Source organism: Mesorhizobium sp. M7A.F.Ca.US.014.04.1.1, from assembly GCF_003998745.1.
Classification (GTDB): domain Bacteria; phylum Pseudomonadota; class Alphaproteobacteria; order Rhizobiales; family Rhizobiaceae; genus Mesorhizobium; species Mesorhizobium ciceri.
In genome coordinates this window covers 1-15,876 of the sequence record NZ_RZRW01000069.1, presented here as the reverse complement: position 1 = coordinate 15,876, position 15,876 = coordinate 1, and the positions used below count along the sequence as shown (strand labels likewise).

At 64.4% G+C, this 15,876-nt stretch carries 15 protein-coding genes and 1 pseudogene; 6 read left to right on the top strand and 10 right to left on the bottom strand.

What is annotated here, in order from left to right; genetic code table 11:
- Positions 1–361: 361 nt before the first annotated feature.
- Positions 362–1,639 (bottom strand): polyhydroxyalkanoate depolymerase, encoded by a 1,278-nt coding sequence (locus EOA22_RS07380; RefSeq protein WP_063169608.1) that lies wholly within the window; start codon positions 1,637–1,639, stop codon positions 362–364.
- Between the two features lie 231 nt (positions 1,640–1,870).
- Positions 1,871–2,230 carry a septal ring lytic transglycosylase RlpA family protein gene (locus EOA22_RS07375; RefSeq protein ID WP_013528714.1) on the bottom strand — a complete coding sequence of 120 codons (360 nt, stop codon included), beginning with the start codon at positions 2,228–2,230 and terminating at the stop codon, positions 1,871–1,873.
- Between the two features lie 309 nt (positions 2,231–2,539).
- Between EOA22_RS07375 and EOA22_RS37650 the strand changes: the two genes are divergently transcribed.
- Positions 2,540–2,725 (top strand): hypothetical protein, encoded by a 186-nt coding sequence (locus EOA22_RS37650; RefSeq protein WP_024502222.1) that lies wholly within the window; start codon positions 2,540–2,542, stop codon positions 2,723–2,725.
- Positions 2,726–2,914: 189 nt separating this feature from the next.
- Here the strand turns inward: EOA22_RS37650 and EOA22_RS07365 are convergent, their stop codons facing one another.
- From EOA22_RS07365 to tauA, 8 genes are all read right to left on the bottom strand, one after another.
- Positions 2,915–3,706 (bottom strand): ATP-binding cassette domain-containing protein, encoded by a 792-nt coding sequence (locus tag EOA22_RS07365; RefSeq protein ID WP_127389905.1) that lies wholly within the window; start codon positions 3,704–3,706, stop codon positions 2,915–2,917.
- Positions 3,707–3,716: 10 nt separating this feature from the next.
- Entirely contained in the window at positions 3,717–4,493 is a 777-nt protein-coding gene (locus EOA22_RS07360; protein WP_127389904.1) for an ABC transporter permease subunit, read from the bottom strand.
- On the bottom strand, positions 4,490–5,653 hold the full coding sequence (gene ssuD, locus EOA22_RS07355) for an FMNH2-dependent alkanesulfonate monooxygenase (protein ID WP_164755303.1): 1,164 nt from the start codon (positions 5,651–5,653) through the stop codon (positions 4,490–4,492). Before ssuD ends, EOA22_RS07360 begins: the two co-directional genes overlap by 4 nt.
- A gap of 91 nt (positions 5,654–5,744) precedes the next feature.
- Positions 5,745–6,698 carry a sulfonate ABC transporter substrate-binding protein gene (locus EOA22_RS07350; RefSeq protein ID WP_127224153.1) on the bottom strand — a complete coding sequence of 318 codons (954 nt, stop codon included), beginning with the start codon at positions 6,696–6,698 and terminating at the stop codon, positions 5,745–5,747.
- A gap of 240 nt (positions 6,699–6,938) precedes the next feature.
- The gene (locus EOA22_RS07345; RefSeq protein ID WP_013528709.1) at positions 6,939–7,124 is read right to left on the bottom strand and encodes a hypothetical protein; all 186 of its coding nucleotides are present in this window, start codon (positions 7,122–7,124) and stop codon (positions 6,939–6,941) included.
- Positions 7,125–7,155: 31 nt separating this feature from the next.
- Positions 7,156–8,016 (bottom strand): ABC transporter permease subunit, encoded by an 861-nt coding sequence (locus tag EOA22_RS07340; RefSeq protein WP_063169611.1) that lies wholly within the window; start codon positions 8,014–8,016, stop codon positions 7,156–7,158.
- Positions 8,013–8,804, bottom strand: a complete 792-nt coding sequence (locus EOA22_RS07335; protein WP_013528707.1) for a taurine ABC transporter ATP-binding protein — start codon at positions 8,802–8,804, stop codon at positions 8,013–8,015. The genes EOA22_RS07340 and EOA22_RS07335 overlap by 4 nt, the downstream gene beginning before the upstream one ends.
- Before the next feature lie 159 nt (positions 8,805–8,963).
- The gene (gene tauA / locus EOA22_RS07330; protein ID WP_024502228.1) at positions 8,964–9,977 is read right to left on the bottom strand and encodes a taurine ABC transporter substrate-binding protein; all 1,014 of its coding nucleotides are present in this window, start codon (positions 9,975–9,977) and stop codon (positions 8,964–8,966) included.
- A 643-nt stretch (positions 9,978–10,620) separates the two neighbouring features.
- On the opposite strand from tauA, the gene EOA22_RS07325 reads away from it, so the two are divergent.
- The 5 genes and pseudogenes from EOA22_RS07325 to EOA22_RS38690 form a co-directional block, all read left to right on the top strand.
- Positions 10,621–11,091, top strand: a complete 471-nt coding sequence (locus tag EOA22_RS07325) for an Rrf2 family transcriptional regulator (protein ID WP_063169612.1) — start codon at positions 10,621–10,623, stop codon at positions 11,089–11,091.
- A gap of 31 nt (positions 11,092–11,122) precedes the next feature.
- Entirely contained in the window at positions 11,123–12,457 is a 1,335-nt protein-coding gene (locus tag EOA22_RS07320) for an FAD/NAD(P)-binding protein (RefSeq protein WP_013528704.1), read from the top strand.
- Positions 12,458–12,748: 291 nt separating this feature from the next.
- The gene (locus EOA22_RS07315) at positions 12,749–14,188 is read left to right on the top strand and encodes a pyridoxal-phosphate dependent enzyme (protein WP_063169613.1); all 1,440 of its coding nucleotides are present in this window, start codon (positions 12,749–12,751) and stop codon (positions 14,186–14,188) included.
- Positions 14,185–15,366, top strand: coding sequence for a PLP-dependent aspartate aminotransferase family protein (locus EOA22_RS07310; RefSeq protein ID WP_063169614.1), 1,182 nt, complete (start codon positions 14,185–14,187; stop codon positions 15,364–15,366). The genes EOA22_RS07315 and EOA22_RS07310 overlap by 4 nt, the downstream gene beginning before the upstream one ends.
- Before the next feature lie 336 nt (positions 15,367–15,702).
- Positions 15,703–15,876, top strand: a pseudogene (locus EOA22_RS38690) (GlxA family transcriptional regulator); the annotation flags it as partial.

The window sequence follows — 15,876 nt, the reverse complement described above, 5'->3', positions numbered from 1 at the left end:
GCTGCGAGGTGAGCCCCAAGGTCGCCATCGCTCCACCCGCCAAGGCCGGTGCCACCCAGCCCGCCGTCATTGCCAGCCCGGCCGCCACATACACGCGCAGCCGTCGCGCCATCGATGAGGAAATCATTGTCCCCGCTCACCCTTTGTTATTAACGAAAGGTTAAGGGGGATTTACAGTCCGTGTCAATTACGACGACGGTCGGATTGTCGGCATGGTTACCCGAGGGGCTGGACAGCGGCACTTGTGCAACAGAATCAGCCAGCCAGCCGGCTTTTACCGGTCAATCGCATGGCTTGTCGCCGTTAAGCTTGGTTTTATGCAAATCATCGTCCCAAAACCCGCAATTTTGGACGACGTGCATTATCTCTTGGCGGCGCGGACCAGCTTCGGCTTCGCCGCGACACGCTCCTGGCGGCCGTAGCTGGTGATGAAGTCGACGATGCGCGGCACGATTTCGGAGCGGAAGCGAGAACCGTTGAACACGCCGTAATGGCCGACCGCCGGCTGCATGTAGTGGGCGTGCCGCTCAGCCGGGATATTGGGGCAAAGATCATGCGCTGCCTTGGTCTGGCCAAGGCCTGATATGTCGTCGTTCTCGCCTTCGACCGTGAACAGCGCGACGTTGCGGATCGCCGACGGATCGATCCTGGTGCCGCGATGCGTCATCTCGCCCTTTGGCAAGGCCTGCCGCACGAAGACGGTGTCGACGGTCTGCAGGTAGAATTCGGCCGTCAGGTCCATGACCGCCAGATACTCGTCGTAGAAATCGCGGTGCTTCTCGGCATTGTCGCCATCATGCTTCACCAGATGCATGAAGAAGTCCTTGTGGGCGATGATGTGGCGATCGAGGTTCATGCTCATGAAGCCGGACAGCTGCAGGAAGCCTGGATAGACCTCGCGGCCGAAGCCTGGCACCGGCCACGGCGCATGCATCACGACATTGTCGCGGAACCAGTCGATGCCTTTTTCCTGCGCCAGCAGATTGACCGCGGTCGGGTTGCTGCGCGTGTCGATAGGCCCGCCCATCAACGTCATCGTCGAGGGCACGAACGGGTCGCCCTTGGATTCCATCAGCGCCACGGCGGCCAGCACCGGCACGGAAGGCTGGCACACCGCCATCACATGCGTGTCCGGCCCGAGCGTGTGCAGCATGTCGATGACATAGTCGATGTAGTCGTCGAGATCGAATTGGCCGTCGGCAAGCGGCACCATGCGGGCATCGACCCAGTCGGTGATGTGCACGTCGGCATAGGGCAGCATCGCTTCCACCGTGCCGCGCAGCAGCGTCGCATAATGGCCCGACATCGGCGCCACGATCAGAAGCTTCGGATCGGGCTTGCGCCCGGCGGGGACAGCGCGCTCGAAGCGCACGAGATTGCAGAACGGCTTCGACCAGACGGTCTTCTCGGCGACCTCGACGCTCTTCCAGTCGACCACGGTCTTGCTCAGGCCGAAGGCCGGCTTGCCGTAGCGGCGCGTGGTGCGCTCGAACAGTTCGGCCGTCGCCGCGATCGAACGGCCCCATTGCGTGTGGGAAAACGGATTGAGCGGATTGGAGTAGAACATCCGCACCGCGTCGGCATAGAGGCGCGCCGGCTGCAGGGCGGCGTGGTTCATCTCATAGAGCTGGTAGAACATCGAGAAACCCCGCTGCTGCCTGCGACCGAAGGCACGACGAGCAGCGCCGAGCCTAAATGTCTCGCGGGGAAGTTAACAACTAATTGCTGCGATGCAATACGTCACGCTGCGTGACCAATGCTTCTTTGGTTCAAGGCCATGGAAATCGGGGCCGAACGGTGCCAGCCGGCTCAGTGTGCGGCTGCGAAATGTGTAGGTAATGTGTCCGGCCCTTGCCGGACACAGGAAGCTCTAGACGCGCGCCATGCACACGGAAGTGTGGCCGGAGCCGATGAAGCCGAGCTGGCCGGCCGCGCCCTTCGACAGGTCGAGCACGCGTCCCTTGATGAACGGACCGCGATCGTTGATGCGCACGACGACGCTGCGGCCGTTGTTCTTGTTGGTCACCCTGAGCTTGGTGCCGAAAGGCAAGGTGCGATGCGCGGCGGTCATCGCCGACGGGTTCATGCGCTCGCCCGAGGCGGTTCTGGAGTGCAGGGCGTACCACGAGGCGCGGCCGCACTGGGCGGCGGCGGTCGCCGAAGAAGCGCCGACCATCAGGCCAGCAGCGATCGTTACCGCGACAATCGCGGTCTGTTTTGGGTTCTTCATATTTGGGGGATGGCTCCGTTTTTGACAGACCCCAGCCGTTAGGTGCCAAATAAGGCGGGAAATGCGGCAGTGATCTGGCGGTTCCGTGGCAATGGCACACGTTTGGAGTCGCTGGGTAACAGTCTGTCAGGGATTTTCCGGCACGCGATGATCAATCAACGATGATCTTTGTGTTGCTATCGGGCATCCGTTTGACAAGATCGAACATTAATATCCAAGTAGAGCTCGGCGCGGCCGGGCCACTTCCTTTGGCTCTTTTATCGCGGTCCCGATGCTGTAACCAATCGACTTCAAAAGGGAGATCCGGCAATGAGGCTGACCAAAAATCTGCTGGCGTTGATTGTGCTTGCCGTCGGCGCGCTGTGGTCGCTGCAAGGCATCGGCGTTGTCGGCGGCAGCTTCATGACCGGCCAGTCGCAATGGCTCTATATCGGCGTCGTCACCATGCTGGTCGGGCTGATCGGGTTGGTGTGGGCGAACCGGTCAAGCGGGTGAGCTTGATGAAAGGTCGACCCCACTCCGGCCCTTCGGGCCACCTCTCCCCCGATCGACGGGGGAGAGGAAAAGCGCGAGCTCGCCGACCTTGGCTCCTTTCCTCTCCCTCCGGAGGGGGGGAGAGGTGGTGCTGCGAAGCTGCGACGGAGTGGGGGAAGGCGGTCCTCCAGGGCCCTGCCCCCGACAGCCCTACCCGAACAGCCGATCCAGAATCTTGCCCTCCAGCCGGGCCAGCTCCACCGAACCGCGCCGGCGCGGCCGTTCCACGGGCACATCCAGATCGAGCGCGACCCGGCCTTCACTGATCACCACGACCCGGTCGGCGAGCGCGACCGCTTCGGCGACATCATGCGTGACCAGCACGGCCGTGAACTTCTGCGCGATCCAGATGCGTTCCAGAAGCTGCTGCATCTCGATGCGGGTCAGGGCGTCGAGTGCGCCGAGCGGCTCGTCGAGAGCCAGGATCTGCGGGTGGCCGACCAGCGCGCGGGCCAGCGCCACGCGCTGCTTCTGACCTCCGGACAGCACCGAAGGCCATTCGTCGGCCCGGTCGGCAAGCCCGACCTCGCCGAGGATGTCGAGCGCGCGGTGCCTCGCTTCGCTACCGGTGGCGATGCCGGTCAGCCCGACCTCGACGTTTTTCACCACGCTGGCCCAGGGCAGGAGCCGTGGCTCCTGGAACATGAAGGGCGTGCGGCTGTGTCCTTCCTCTTCGACGCCGAAGGACAGCGATCCCGATGTCGGCCGGTCGAGCCCGGCCAGAAGCCGCAACAGCGTGCTCTTGCCGCAGCCGCTCTTGCCGATGACGGCGAGGAACTGCCCGGCCGGCACGTCCAGGTCGATGCCGTCGAGCACGGTCTTGTCGCCGAAGCGCTTGCCGGCATGCCTGAAGGCAAAGGCCCGCTGTCCTTCGACGGAGCCGATCGGCCGCACCGGCGTGGCGACGAAGGAACGGGCTGCGGTCAGGCTGGCGGCGGTCATGGGCAATCTCTCATCCGTTCTGGAAGGCCGGATGCCAGCCAAGCGACAAACGCTCGAGCAGGCGGGCGAGGCTGTCGGCGAGCTTGCCGAGCAGCGCGTAGATCAGGATCGACAGCACGACGACATCGATCAGCAGGAATTCGCGCGCCTGCATGGCCATGTAGCCGAGGCCCGAACTGGCCGAGATGGTTTCGGCGACGATCAGCGTCAGCCACATGATGCCCAGGGCATAGCGGAGGCCGACGAAGATCGACGGCAGCGCGCCGGGCAGGATGACGCGGAAGAACAGGGCGCGCCGGTCCATGCCGTAGACGCGGCCCATCTCGACCAGCTGTGGGTCGACGCTCTGGATGCCGAGCAGCGTGTTGACGTAGATCGGAAAGAACACGCCGAGCGCCACCAGGAACAGCTTGGCTTCCTCGTCGATGCCGAACCACAGGATGACCAGCGGGATCAGCGCCAGATGCGGAATGTTGCGGATCATCTGCAGCGTCGTGTCGGTCAGGCCGCGGCTGAGCGTCGACAGCCCGTTGGCAAGGCCAAGCGCAAAACCGATGGAGCCACCGACGGCAAAGCCGGCAAGGGCGCGCGCGGTCGAGACGCCGATGTTGCGGATCAGTTCGCCCGACAGCGTCAGCCGCCAGAAGGCCTCGGCGACCGCGCTGCGCGCCGGCAGCACGTTGGCCGGCATGACGCCGGCGCGGCTGGCAATCTCCCAGCCGGCAATGATCAGCGCCGGCAGCAGCCAGCCGATGGCGTTGCTATGCAGGCGCGTGGAAAAGCTCATGACGAAGCCTGCAGGCGGTTGGCGCCCTGGAAGCCGACCGAGAATTCGTTGGCGATGTTCTCATGCGCCCGCTGCCGCCTGGTGCCGAGCCCGAGCTGCGGAAACAGAAGCTCGGCGACGCGGTAGGCCTCCTCGAGATGCGGATAGCCCGAGCCGATGATGGTATCGATGCCGATCGCCTGGTATTCGCGGATGCGCCCGGCGATCTGTTCCGGCGTGCCGACCAGCGCCGTGCCGGCGCCGCCGCGCACCAGCCCGACGCCGGCCCACAGATTGGGCGACACCACCAGCCTGTCACGGCGGCCGCCATGCAGCTCCGACATGCGGCGCTGGCCGACCGAATCCATCTGGTTGAGGAAGCGCGCCTGCGCGTTTTCGATCTGGGCGTCGGTGACATGGCTGATCAGCCGGTCGGCGGCGCGCCAGGCTTCGTCCTCGGTCTCGCGCACGATGAAATGCAGCCGGATGCCGAAGCGCAGTTTTCTGCCGCGCCGCGCCGCCTTTGCGCGCGCCGCGGCCAGCTTCTCGGCGACCTGCGCCGGCGGTTCGCCCCAGGTCAGATACATGTCGACGAGGTCCGCGGCGAGGTCCTGGCCGGCATCCGACGATCCGCCGAAATAGAGCGGCGGCCGTTCCTGGTGCGGCAGAAGGTCGAGGCGGCCATTTTCGACGCGGTAATATTTGCCGTTGAAATTGACCCGCTCGCCGGACACCAGGCCGCGCCAGATGGTCAGGAATTCATGCGCCTGGGCATAGCGCTCGTTATGCGGCAGGAAGACGCCGTCGCCGGCGAGCTCGGTCGGGTTGCCGCCGACCACGACATTGAGCAGCAGGCGGCCATTGCTCAAGCGATCGAGGGCGGCGGTCTGGCGTGCGGCGAAAGTCGGCAGCGTCACGCCCGGCCGCAGCGCGACCAGGAACTTCAGTTTTTCGGTGAGTGTCGCGAGGCCCGTCGCGGTGATCCAGGAATCCTCGCAATTCTGGCCGGTCGGCAACAGCACGCCGGGAAAGCCGAGCCGGTCGACCGCCTGCGCGATCTCCTTGAAGTAGCCGAATTCGGGCGGCCGCTGCTGCTCCTCGGAACCGAGATAGGAGCCGTCGCCATGCGTCGGGATGAACCAGAAGAAATCGAGCGGTGCGGTGCTGGCAGGCGCGGTCATGTCTGGCACAGTCACGGGCGGATCTCCTGGAGATATGGGTGCGAACGCAAATGGCGCCGGGCGTTCTCATCCGGCGCCGTCAGGGGACAAGTCAGTTGCCGGGTGCCGTCCACACCGCGTCGGAGATGCGGACCGCGTTCGGGATCAGCCCGAGCTTGAAGAAGCGGTCTGCGGTCGCCTGCTGGCCGGCGATGATCTCGTCGGTGATCGGGAAGACGCCGAATTTGGTGCGGTTGGCGGCGATGATCTGCGCGTCGAGCGGCACGCCGGTCACCTCATGCAGCGCCGCGGCCACCTTGTCGCGGTTCTGGTCGGCCCATTTCGCCGCCTCGCCCAAGGCTGATATCGTTGTGGTGACGGTTTCGGGATGCGCCTTGGCGAAGTCCTTGTTGGCGAGGAAATAGGTGTTGACCTTCAGCACCTCGCTGGAGCGGGCCAGCACACGCGGCTGGTAGCGGGTTTCGGCGATGGCGAAGAACGGATCCCAGACGGTCCAGGCATCGATCTGGTCGCTGGCAAAGGCTGCGGCCGCATCCGCCGGGCTGAGATAGACCGGCGTGATCTGGTCGAACGGGATGCCGGCCTTCTCCAGCGCGGCGACGAGCAGATTGTGCGCGCTGGTGCCCTTGCCGACACCGACGCGCTTGCCCTTGAGATCGGCGACCGACTGGATCGGCGACGCCGGCTTGACGAAGATCGCCTCGCCCTCGCCATTCGACGGCAGCGCTGCGGCATAGACGATGTTGGCACCGGCCGACTGGCCGAAGATCGGCGGCGCGTCGCCGGTCCAGCCGACATCGATGGCGCCGACATTGAGCGCCTCGACCAGCGGCGGACCGGCGGTGAACTCGACCCACTTGACCGTCACGCCCTTGTCTTCAAGTGCCTTCTCGATCACCTGCTGCTGCCTGGCGATCACCGGCAGGCCGGTCTTCTGATAGCCGATGCTGAACTGCTTCAGCTCCTGCGCCGTGGCGCCGGACGACACGGCAACCGTCGCCGCCAGCAGGCCGATGCCGAAAACACGTCTCGTTAGATTGAACATTGATCCCTCTCCTTCGCTGCGGATCGGCGCCGGAAATGGCCTCGCCGGTTGGAAGATGGATGAGGCTAGGTAATTCTATAAATTTAGTAGAGGAATGATTTTGCGAGTTAGAGGGGAGAATGGGAATTATCTTCTTTGGCTACCTGGAATTCGTCATCCTGGGGTCTGCGCTGCGTCGCTTCGCCCTTGCTCGCCCTAGGATGACGAAGACGCGGGGGCTAGTGCCAATCGCCAATCCCCTCACTGCGACCAGTACTGCCAGGCCCAGTAAAAACTCTCGTCGCGTGGCGGCAGGCGGTCGCGCTCGGCGTCCCAGCGGACCGGCGTTGGCGATTTCGGTTGCTGTTCAAGCGGCTGGCTTTCCCTGGTCCAGGCGAGAAGCCAATTGCCGGCTTGGGCGAACAGCACGGCGGTGGAATGGGTCATCGTCATTCTCTCCTGCTCTTCTGATTCCCAATCATTCGCGTCCCGCCCACGGGACGAGCACGCGCTCGATCCTGCGGAGGGTGAATTCCAGCACGAAGGCAATGGCCGCGATCACCAATATGCCCATCACCACCACGTCGGTGACGAGGAACTGGGCGGCCGATTGGATCATGAAACCAAGCCCGCGCGTCGCCGCCACCAGTTCGGCGGCGACCAGCGTCGACCAGCCGGCGCCGAGCGCGATGCGCAGGCCGGTCAGGATCGACGGCAGCGCGCTGGGCAGGATGACATGGCGGACCACTTGGCGCTGAGTAGCGCCCAGTGAGCGCGCCGCATTGATGCGTTCCTGCGAAACGCCGCGAACGCCGGACGCGGTCGACAATGCCACCGGCGCCAGCATGGAAATAGTGATCACCAGGATCTTCGACGGTTCGCCGATGCCGAACCAGATGATGACCAGCGGCAGGTAGGCGAGCGGCGGGATCGGCCGCAGGAACTCCAGCAGCGGATCGAAGATGCCGCGCCCGATCGTGCTGATGCCGATGGCGAGCCCAACCGGCACGCCGACGAGGATGGCGGCGACCAGCGCGGCGAAAACCCGGCCCAGGCTGGCGACGGCATGCTGCAGCAGCGTCGCATCGACGAAGCCGTCGCGGGCGACGGTGATGAACTTGTTCCACACCGCAACCGGCGAGGGCAGGAACACTGGCGACACCAGTTGCAGGCGGGCCGACAGCGCCCACAGCGCCAGCACCACCAGGATGGTCACCACGCTGACCGCGCGCGCGGAAACGCCTTTGCGTTTCGGGCTGGACCGCGACCACGGCACCGACAGGCCGTCGGCCTCGTCGACCTTGTGTCCCGGCCGCTCGGTGTAGGAGGTAACGGTCATGCCGCCTCTCCTTCGAAGATCGCGTCGGTTAGTTCGCCGCGCGCCGCGGCGAAGGCCGGGTCGGCCTTGATGGTGCGGATGGCCTCGCCCGATGCGTAGCGCCTGGAGAAGCCCGGTTCGAAAGTTTGCACCACGCGGCCCGGGCCAGGCGCCAGCACGACGATGCGGGTGGCCAGCACCAGCGCCTCCTCGATGCCATGCGTCACCATCAGCACGCCGACATCGCTTGCCGTCCACAGATCGAGCAGCGTCGTCTGCATGCGCTCGCGCGTCAGCGCATCGAGCGCGCCGAGCGGTTCGTCGAGCAGCAGGAATTCGGGTTCGGCGGCGAGCGCCCGGGCCAGGCCGACACGCTGGCGCATACCGCCGGAAAGCTCCCAGATGCACTTGTCGCCGGCGTCGGCGAGCTTCACCAGCGCCAGCAGCTCATCGGCGCGCCGCGCCCGCTCGGCCGGAGCGACACCGCGCAGCCTGAGCGCGAAGGCAACGTTTTCGCGCGCCGTCAGCCATGGGAACAAAGCATCGTTCTGGAACACCACCGCCCGGTCCGAGCCAGGTGCTGTGATCGGCTTGCCGTTGATTGAAGCCGTACCGCGCGCCGGCGCGACAAGGCCGGCGGCGACGTTGAGCAGCGAGGTCTTGCCGCAGCCGGAACGGCCGACCAGCACGACGAAATCGCCCTTGGCGACATCGATCGACACCCGCTCGACCGCAGGCGCTGCCTGGCCGTCATAGTGGATCGAGACCTTGTCCAGTACGAGATGCGGGTCGAGCACGAGATGCGGCATGGATGCCTCGCGGTTCGTTGAAATCCGACTGCCCCGGCCCTCGTCAGCGGTTCCGGGGCAGTCAGCACGCGGCGTTAGGGAAAAAGATCCGCGCGCGTTCAGAGCAATTCCAGGAAAAGCGTGAAGCGGTTTTCCGTCCGGAATTGCGTTAAGCGAGTACTAGTTCGAGGCGAGCGCCTCGGTGACGTATTTCGACGATACGTATTTCGAATAGTCGGGAAGCACGGCGTCGATCTTGCCTTGCTCCTTGAGGAAGGTGGATGTCGCTTCGACCGCCTTGACCGTGCCGCCGCCGAGGAATTTGTCGGAGGCCTGCTCTTCCAGCGTCGGGAAGACATAGCCCTTGAGCAGCTGCGGCACTTCTTCCAGCTTGGCGCCGGTGAGTTTGGCGATCGCGGCCGCCTGCGGCGACGATACCGACCAGGCTTCGGGCTTGGCGAGGAACTCGGCATATGCCGCGCCCGTCACCTTGACGAAGTCGCGCACCGCTTCCGGGTTCTTTTCGGCGAAGTCGGTGCGCACGATCCAGGCGTCGAAGGTCGGCGCGCCCCAGGCGGCGACCTGCGAGGAATCCACCACCACCTTGCCCGTCGTCTTGATCTGGCCGAGCGCCGGATCCCAGACATAAGCGGCGTCGATGTCGCCGCGCGAGAAGGCGGCGGCGATTTCCGGAGGCCGGAGATTGAGGATCTCGACCGACTTCGGATCGACGCCCTCATGCTTCAGTGCTGCGAGCAGGCTGTAATGCGTCGTCGAGACGAACGGCACGGCGACCTTCTTGCCGGCGAGATCGGCGATTTTCTCGATGCCGGCGCCGTTGCGTGCCACCAGCGCCTCGGATTCGCCGATCAGGCCGACGATGAAGATGGTCTGGATCGGCAACTCGCGGCTCGCCGCCGCCGCCAGCGGACTCGAGCCGACATAGCCGATATCGACCGAACCGGAAGCGACCGCGGCGATGACATCGGCGCCGGAATCGAATTTGCGCCAATCAATGGTGGCCTTCGTCGCCTTTTCATAGGCGCCGTCGGCCTGCGGCACTTTCGAGGGTTCGACCACCGTCTGGTAGCCGATGGTGATCTTGAGGTCGTTGGCAAGGGCCGGGCCGAGGAAGGCCGCACCGGCAAGTGCCGCCGACGAGAGCAGAAGAATGCGTCGCGAAATGGTGGACATGAAGGGCTCCTGAAAAGAGAAAAACCGGAATGCTTCATAATAGTCAGCTAATTCTATGGTTCTTGTAGAGTTAAATCCTTCCAACCAAGGCGGGCTTGTTAGAAAAAAGCTGTCGATGGTGAGGTGGTGAGGCGGATAGGGTGGTTGCGGTGGGGCAGAGTGTCGCCACAGGGCAGGCCTTTCGACGCCGGCGGGCCAGCGCCCCCCTCTGTTCCACCGACCTTTAACCTCCTGAACTGCGGTGATGGCTCCGCCTACGCCCACCGCGAACTAGAATTCCCGCTTCCGGCCTCTTCCAGGCAAATTCATGCCTCAAATAACCGCCGATTTGACAACCCATTCCGCGTGTTCGAGGGTAAGTATAGTAATCTTATCGACATTGAGATTGGAGGCGACGATGAGCAGTCACCATATCGCGATGATCGCGCCCCCAAACTCGTGCGCTTTTGTGTCCCTGTGGGCACAAAGGCTAGTCAAAATGGCCCGCGCGGCTTGAAAACGAAGCAAAATCAGAAGTTCTCGGCTTGTACATCATGTCACTAGAATTTATGTGTCATGCGGGCTTGGACGCGGCGGCAACGCACGCCAGGCGTTTTGCAACCGATGGTTCCATGCCGTCGCATGCCAGAGAAAATTTGATCTCATGCTCACCAAAAAAGGTAAGTACGGCCTCAAGGCGCTTGTCCACCTCGCGCGATTGCCGGCCGGGCAGCTCGCCTTCGTCAACGACGTCGCCACCGGCAACAACATCCCGAAGAAATTTCTCGACGCCATCCTGGGCGAGTTGCGCAATGCCGGCTTCGTCCAGAGCCGCAAGGGCAAGGATGGCGGCTATCGCCTGGCGCGCCCCGCCGACGAGATCAAGGTCGGCCATGTGGTGCGCGTCCTCGACGGTCCGCTGGCGCCGATCCCCTGCGCCAGCCGCACCCAGTACCAGCGCTGTGAAGATTGCAACGAGGCGAGATGCCAAGTCCGACATCTGATGCTCGAGGTCCGGCAGGCGATCGCCGAGGTGCTCGATCAGCGCAGCCTCGCCGAAATGCGCGATATCTCTCTCGACGACCTGTCGGTCGGCATCGGCGATCTGCCGGTCGCGGTGAAGGTCCAGGCCTGACACTGGCGCTGCGCAGAGCGAAGGCATGCCTATGACCGGGCGCGCCAACTCCATCATCATTGTCGGTGGCGGCGCCAGCGGCGTCGTGCTGGCCGCGCATCTCCTGAAGTCGCCCAATCCCGACCTGCGCGTCACGCTGATCGAAAGGCGCCCGCATTTCGGCCAGGGCATCGCCTATTCGACGCTGCTGTCGGCGCATGTACTGAATGTCAGCGCCGCCGGCATGAGCGCCTATGCCGACGATCCCGGCAATTTCTGGCGCTGGCTTCAGGAACGCGGCCTGGCAACGGCTGAGGAGGCGCCCTTCTATGCGCCACGCAGCATCTATGCCCGCTATCTCGGCGAGTTGCTGGTCGATCTGGAAGCGCGGGAAAAGCAGAGCGGTCGGCTTCGGCTGATCCGCGAGGAAAGCCTCTCGATCACGCCCACCGCCTCCGGCGTCGAAGTGGCGCTGGCCAACGGCACCAGCGTCGTTGCGCATCTCGCCGTGCTGGCCACCGGCCACGACGAGGAGCCGGCGCAAGGCCATGCCATCAGGATGGGATCGGAAGCCGACACAGCACTTCCGCCCGGCGCCGGCGTCATGGTGCTGGGCACCGGCCTCAGCATGGTCGATGCTTTCCTGGCGCTGGAGCAACGCGGCCATCGCGGCGACATCATAGCTGTGTCCAGGCGCGGCCTGCTGCCCTCGCCGCATCGCAAGGGCAATCCGATCAAGCTCGACGTCGCCGACATTCCGCTCGGCACGCAGCTCTCCTATTTCGTCGGCTGGTTCCGCGACCTGATCAAGGAAAACCAGAAGGCCGGCATCGACTGGCGTGACGTCGTCGACGGGCTGCGGCCGTTCAACCAGAAGATCTGGCAGAACTGGCCGGCTTCCGCCAAACGCCGCTTCGTCGAGCACACCAAGGCCTGGTGGGACATCCACCGCCATCGCATGGCGCCCGAGGTCTACGCCCGTGTCACCGAGGCCGTGCAATCCGGCCGCATCCGCCTGGTCGCCGGCCGCGTCGTCGACATTGCGCGCAACGGCGAATTCACCGTCCAGGTCCAGTCGCGTCACACGCAGCGTCTCGAGACCTTCGAGGTTGCCCGCATCTACGATTGCTCTGGCATCGTCAGGGACATCTCGACCTCGTCGAACAGCGTCGTGCGCTCGCTGGTCGACCGCGGCCTGGCAAGGCCGGATCCGCTGCGCATCGGCCTCGACGTATCGACCAAATGCGAGATCATCGCCGGCGACGGAACCGTTTCGGCCAAGATCCTCGCCGTCGGCCCGCTGACGCGCGGCACCTTCTTCGAGATCGACGCCATCCCCGATATCCGCGTGCAGTGTGCGAGGCTGAGCAAGCAGCTGCTGGGGTAGGCTGTGTCGATATTCAGGTGATGCCGGCCTGCAAATGCGGCTTCCTGTGGCTTCCGGTGCTCACGTACCCAAAAGTACGCTCTGCTCCGGTTCTCGGAATCTGCCATTTTCGGCTCGGCCTGACCTGAATCTCAACACACCCTCCAAGCCCTTGAGGCACAAACCGGAATTTCATTCCGCATCTGGCCGGTTGATTGGCACGATCTATCTTCTTTCCGACTGCAAAGGGCTGGAAAAGAGGCTACGCTGCCGCCCTGCCCAGAGGCGGTCGCTTGGTCATGGAGCATCGATATGAGCGAGCATGAGATCGCCACACTGGACAGTGCCCCCTCGGAAGCCGAATTGTCCCGCCTGCGTCCGCCCTACAAGTCGGTGCTCGACCTGATCGGCCAGACGCCGGTGGTCGAGCTGACCAAGTTCGACACCGGCAAATGCCGGCTGTTCATCAAGCTCGAAAGCCAGAATCCCGGCGGCTCGATCAAGGACCGCATCGCGCTGTCGATGATCGCCGCGGCTGAAAAGCAGGGCAAGCTCAAGCGCGGCGGCACCATTGTCGAGGCGACGGCCGGCAACACCGGGCTTGGCCTTGCCCAGGTCGGCATCCCCAAGGGCTATCGCATCGTGCTGGTGGTGCCCGACAAGATGTCGCGCGAAAAGATCCAGCACCTGCGCGCGCTCGGCGCCGAAGTGCGCATGACGCGCTCCGATGTCGGCAAGGGCCATGCCGAATATTACCAGGACATGGCCGAGAAGATCGCGGCGGAAACGCCCGGCGCCTTCTATGCCAACCAGTTCGCCAACCCGGCCAATCCGCTGGCGCATGAAACCACCACCGGCCCGGAGATCTTTTCGCAGCTCGACGGTGATGTGGATGCCGTGGTGGTCGGCGTCGGCTCGGGGGGCACGCTGACCGGGCTTGGCCGCTACTTCGCAAAAGTGTCGCCGAAGACCGAAATGGTGCTGGCCGATCCGGTCGGCTCGGTGCTGGCGCCGCTGATCAAGACCGGCAAGATGGAAGAGGCCGGCAGCTGGACCGTGGAAGGCATCGGCGAGGATTTCGTGCCGCCCAATGCCGATCTGTCGCTGGTCAAGAAGGCCTATTCGATCCCCGACAAGCAGAGCATGCTGGCGGTGCGCGACCTCTTGTCCAAGGAAGGTATCCTTGCCGGCTCATCCTCGGGCACGCTGCTGTCGGCGGCGCTGCGCTATTGCCGCGAGCAGACGGTGCCCAAACGCGTCGTCACCTTCGTCTGCGACAGCGGCAACAAGTACCTGTCGAAGGTGTTCGACGATTTCTGGCTGGCCGAGCAGGGGCTGGCCGAGCACGAGCAGCATGGCGATCTGCGCGACCTGGTGATGCGCTCGCACCGCACCGGCGACACCGTCTATGTCGGCCCGGACGAAAGCCTGCTCAATGCCTATGGCCGCATGCGCCGCTCCGATGTCTCGCAGCTGCCGGTGCTCGACAATGGCAAGCTCGTCGGCATCGTTGACGAAAGCGACATACTGGCCAAGGTCGACGGCCCTTATGACGGCCGCTGGGAGCGCTTCAACGGCCCGGTGCGCACGGCCATGACCTCCAACCTGCACACGCTGCAGGCCAGCCAGACGCTGGACGCGCTGCTGCCGGTGTTCGACCGCAACGAGGTCGCCATCATCTTCGACGGCGACGAATTCGTCGGCCTGATTACCCGCATCGATCTGATCAACCATCTGAGGCGCGCACGATGACCAGCAATACTCCGCCAGCCGGGAAAAACCGTCTGGCTTTCTCGACGCGCACCATCCATGGCGGCCAGAGCCACGACCCGCTGACCGGCGCGGTGATGGTGCCGATCTACGCCACCTCGACCTATGGCCAGCAATCGCCCGGCGTGCACAAGGGCTTTGAATATGCCCGCAGCCAGAACCCGACGCGCTTTGCTTTCGAGCGCGCGGTGGCCGACCTCGAAAGCGGCTCGGCCGCGTTCGCCTTCGCGTCAGGGCTGGCGGCGATCGCCACCGTGCTGGAGCTGCTCGATTCCGGTGCGCATATCGTCGCCACCGACGACATCTATGGCGGTTCCTTCCGGCTGATGGAGCGGGTGCGCAAACGCTCGGCCGATCTGCAGGTCTCGTTCGTCGACTTCACCGACCTTGCCGCCGTCGAGGCCGCGATCCGGCCCGAGACGAAAATGCTGTGGGTCGAAACCCCCACCAACCCGCTGCTGCGCATCGTCGACCTCGAAGGCGTCGCCGCACTTGCCAGGCGCAAGGGGATTCTCACGGTCGCCGACAACACCTTCTGCAGCCCCTATATCCAGCGGCCGCTGGAGCTCGGCATCGACATCGTCGTGCATTCGACGACCAAATATCTCAACGGCCATTCCGACATGGTCGGCGGCGTCGCCGTGGTCGGCGACAACAAGGATCTGGCCGCCCAGCTGAAATTCCTGCAGAACGCCATCGGCGCCATTTCGGGCCCGTTCGACAGTTTTCTGGCGCTGCGCGGCCTCAAGACCTTGGCGCTCAGGATGGAGCGCCATTCCGCCAACGGCCTGAAGATCGCGCAATGGCTGGAAGCGCGCCGCGACGTCCGCCGCGTCATCTATCCCGGCCTCGCCAGCCACCCGCAGCACGCCGTCGCCGTCCAGCAGATGCATGCCTTCGGCGGCATGATCACAGCCGTGCTCGACCGCGACCTAGCCGGCACCAAAAAGTTCCTCGAACGCACGCAATTGTTCACGCTCGCCGAAAGCCTCGGCGGTGTGGAGAGCCTGATCGAACACCCGGCGCTGATGACGCATGGCTCCATACCGGCGGAGAAACGGGCCGAGATCGGCATATCGGATTCGCTGGTAAGGTTGTCGGCGGGGATCGAGGATGGCGATGATCTGATTGCGGATCTGGAGCAGGCGCTGGCGGGTTAGAAGCTTAATCAACTTGCAACTTCAGCGTTGCCCCTCATCGCCCTGCCTTGGCTCCTTTCCTTTCCCTCCGGAGGGGAGAGAGGTGGCTCGGCGAAGCCGAGACGGAGTGGGGGAAGGCGTTCGCAGACGCGCAGTCGCCGCAAGACAGGCACAATCTGACGAGCAAGAGACCTCAGGGCGCGCGGCGAGGGTCGACCCCCACTCCGTCGAGCTTCGCTCGACACCTCTCCCCCGATCGACGAGGGAGAGGAAGGGCAAGGGGCGGCGCGCGGACGTCTCATGATGATGGACCGGCCAATTGACCCCGAACCCCATCTGCCCGAAATGTAGCGCCCCATGGCCACGCGCGAACCACCCAAGCCCACTGAACCCCTCACTTTCGCCGTGCTGGTGTTCCCAGGTTTTCCGATGATGGCGTTCAGCTCGGTCATCGAGCCGCTGCGCGCCGCCAATGTCCTGGCGAAACGGCAATGCTATCGCTGGATCATCGTCGGCGGCACGAAAGGTGCG

What these genes read in the sequence shown, in the direction of transcription:
- EOA22_RS07380 (WP_063169608.1), bottom strand. Translation starts at nt 1,639, where the DNA reads ATGTTCTACCAGCTCTATGAGATGAACCACGCCGCCCTGCAGCCGGCG.
- EOA22_RS07375 (WP_013528714.1), bottom strand. Translation starts at nt 2,230, where the DNA reads ATGAAGAACCCAAAACAGACCGCGATTGTCGCGGTAACGATCGCTGCT.
- EOA22_RS37650 (WP_024502222.1), top strand. Translation starts at nt 2,540, where the DNA reads ATGAGGCTGACCAAAAATCTGCTGGCGTTGATTGTGCTTGCCGTCGGC.
- EOA22_RS07365 (WP_127389905.1), bottom strand. Translation starts at nt 3,706, where the DNA reads ATGACCGCCGCCAGCCTGACCGCAGCCCGTTCCTTCGTCGCCACGCCG.
- EOA22_RS07360 (WP_127389904.1), bottom strand. Translation starts at nt 4,493, where the DNA reads ATGAGCTTTTCCACGCGCCTGCATAGCAACGCCATCGGCTGGCTGCTG.
- ssuD (WP_164755303.1), bottom strand. Translation starts at nt 5,653, where the DNA reads ATGACCGCGCCTGCCAGCACCGCACCGCTCGATTTCTTCTGGTTCATC.
- EOA22_RS07350 (WP_127224153.1), bottom strand. Translation starts at nt 6,698, where the DNA reads ATGTTCAATCTAACGAGACGTGTTTTCGGCATCGGCCTGCTGGCGGCG.
- EOA22_RS07345 (WP_013528709.1), bottom strand. Translation starts at nt 7,124, where the DNA reads ATGACCCATTCCACCGCCGTGCTGTTCGCCCAAGCCGGCAATTGGCTT.
- EOA22_RS07340 (WP_063169611.1), bottom strand. Translation starts at nt 8,016, where the DNA reads ATGACCGTTACCTCCTACACCGAGCGGCCGGGACACAAGGTCGACGAG.
- EOA22_RS07335 (WP_013528707.1), bottom strand. Translation starts at nt 8,804, where the DNA reads ATGCCGCATCTCGTGCTCGACCCGCATCTCGTACTGGACAAGGTCTCG.
- tauA (WP_024502228.1), bottom strand. Translation starts at nt 9,977, where the DNA reads ATGTCCACCATTTCGCGACGCATTCTTCTGCTCTCGTCGGCGGCACTT.
- EOA22_RS07325 (WP_063169612.1), top strand. Translation starts at nt 10,621, where the DNA reads ATGCTCACCAAAAAAGGTAAGTACGGCCTCAAGGCGCTTGTCCACCTC.
- EOA22_RS07320 (WP_013528704.1), top strand. Translation starts at nt 11,123, where the DNA reads ATGACCGGGCGCGCCAACTCCATCATCATTGTCGGTGGCGGCGCCAGC.
- EOA22_RS07315 (WP_063169613.1), top strand. Translation starts at nt 12,749, where the DNA reads ATGAGCGAGCATGAGATCGCCACACTGGACAGTGCCCCCTCGGAAGCC.
- EOA22_RS07310 (WP_063169614.1), top strand. Translation starts at nt 14,185, where the DNA reads ATGACCAGCAATACTCCGCCAGCCGGGAAAAACCGTCTGGCTTTCTCG.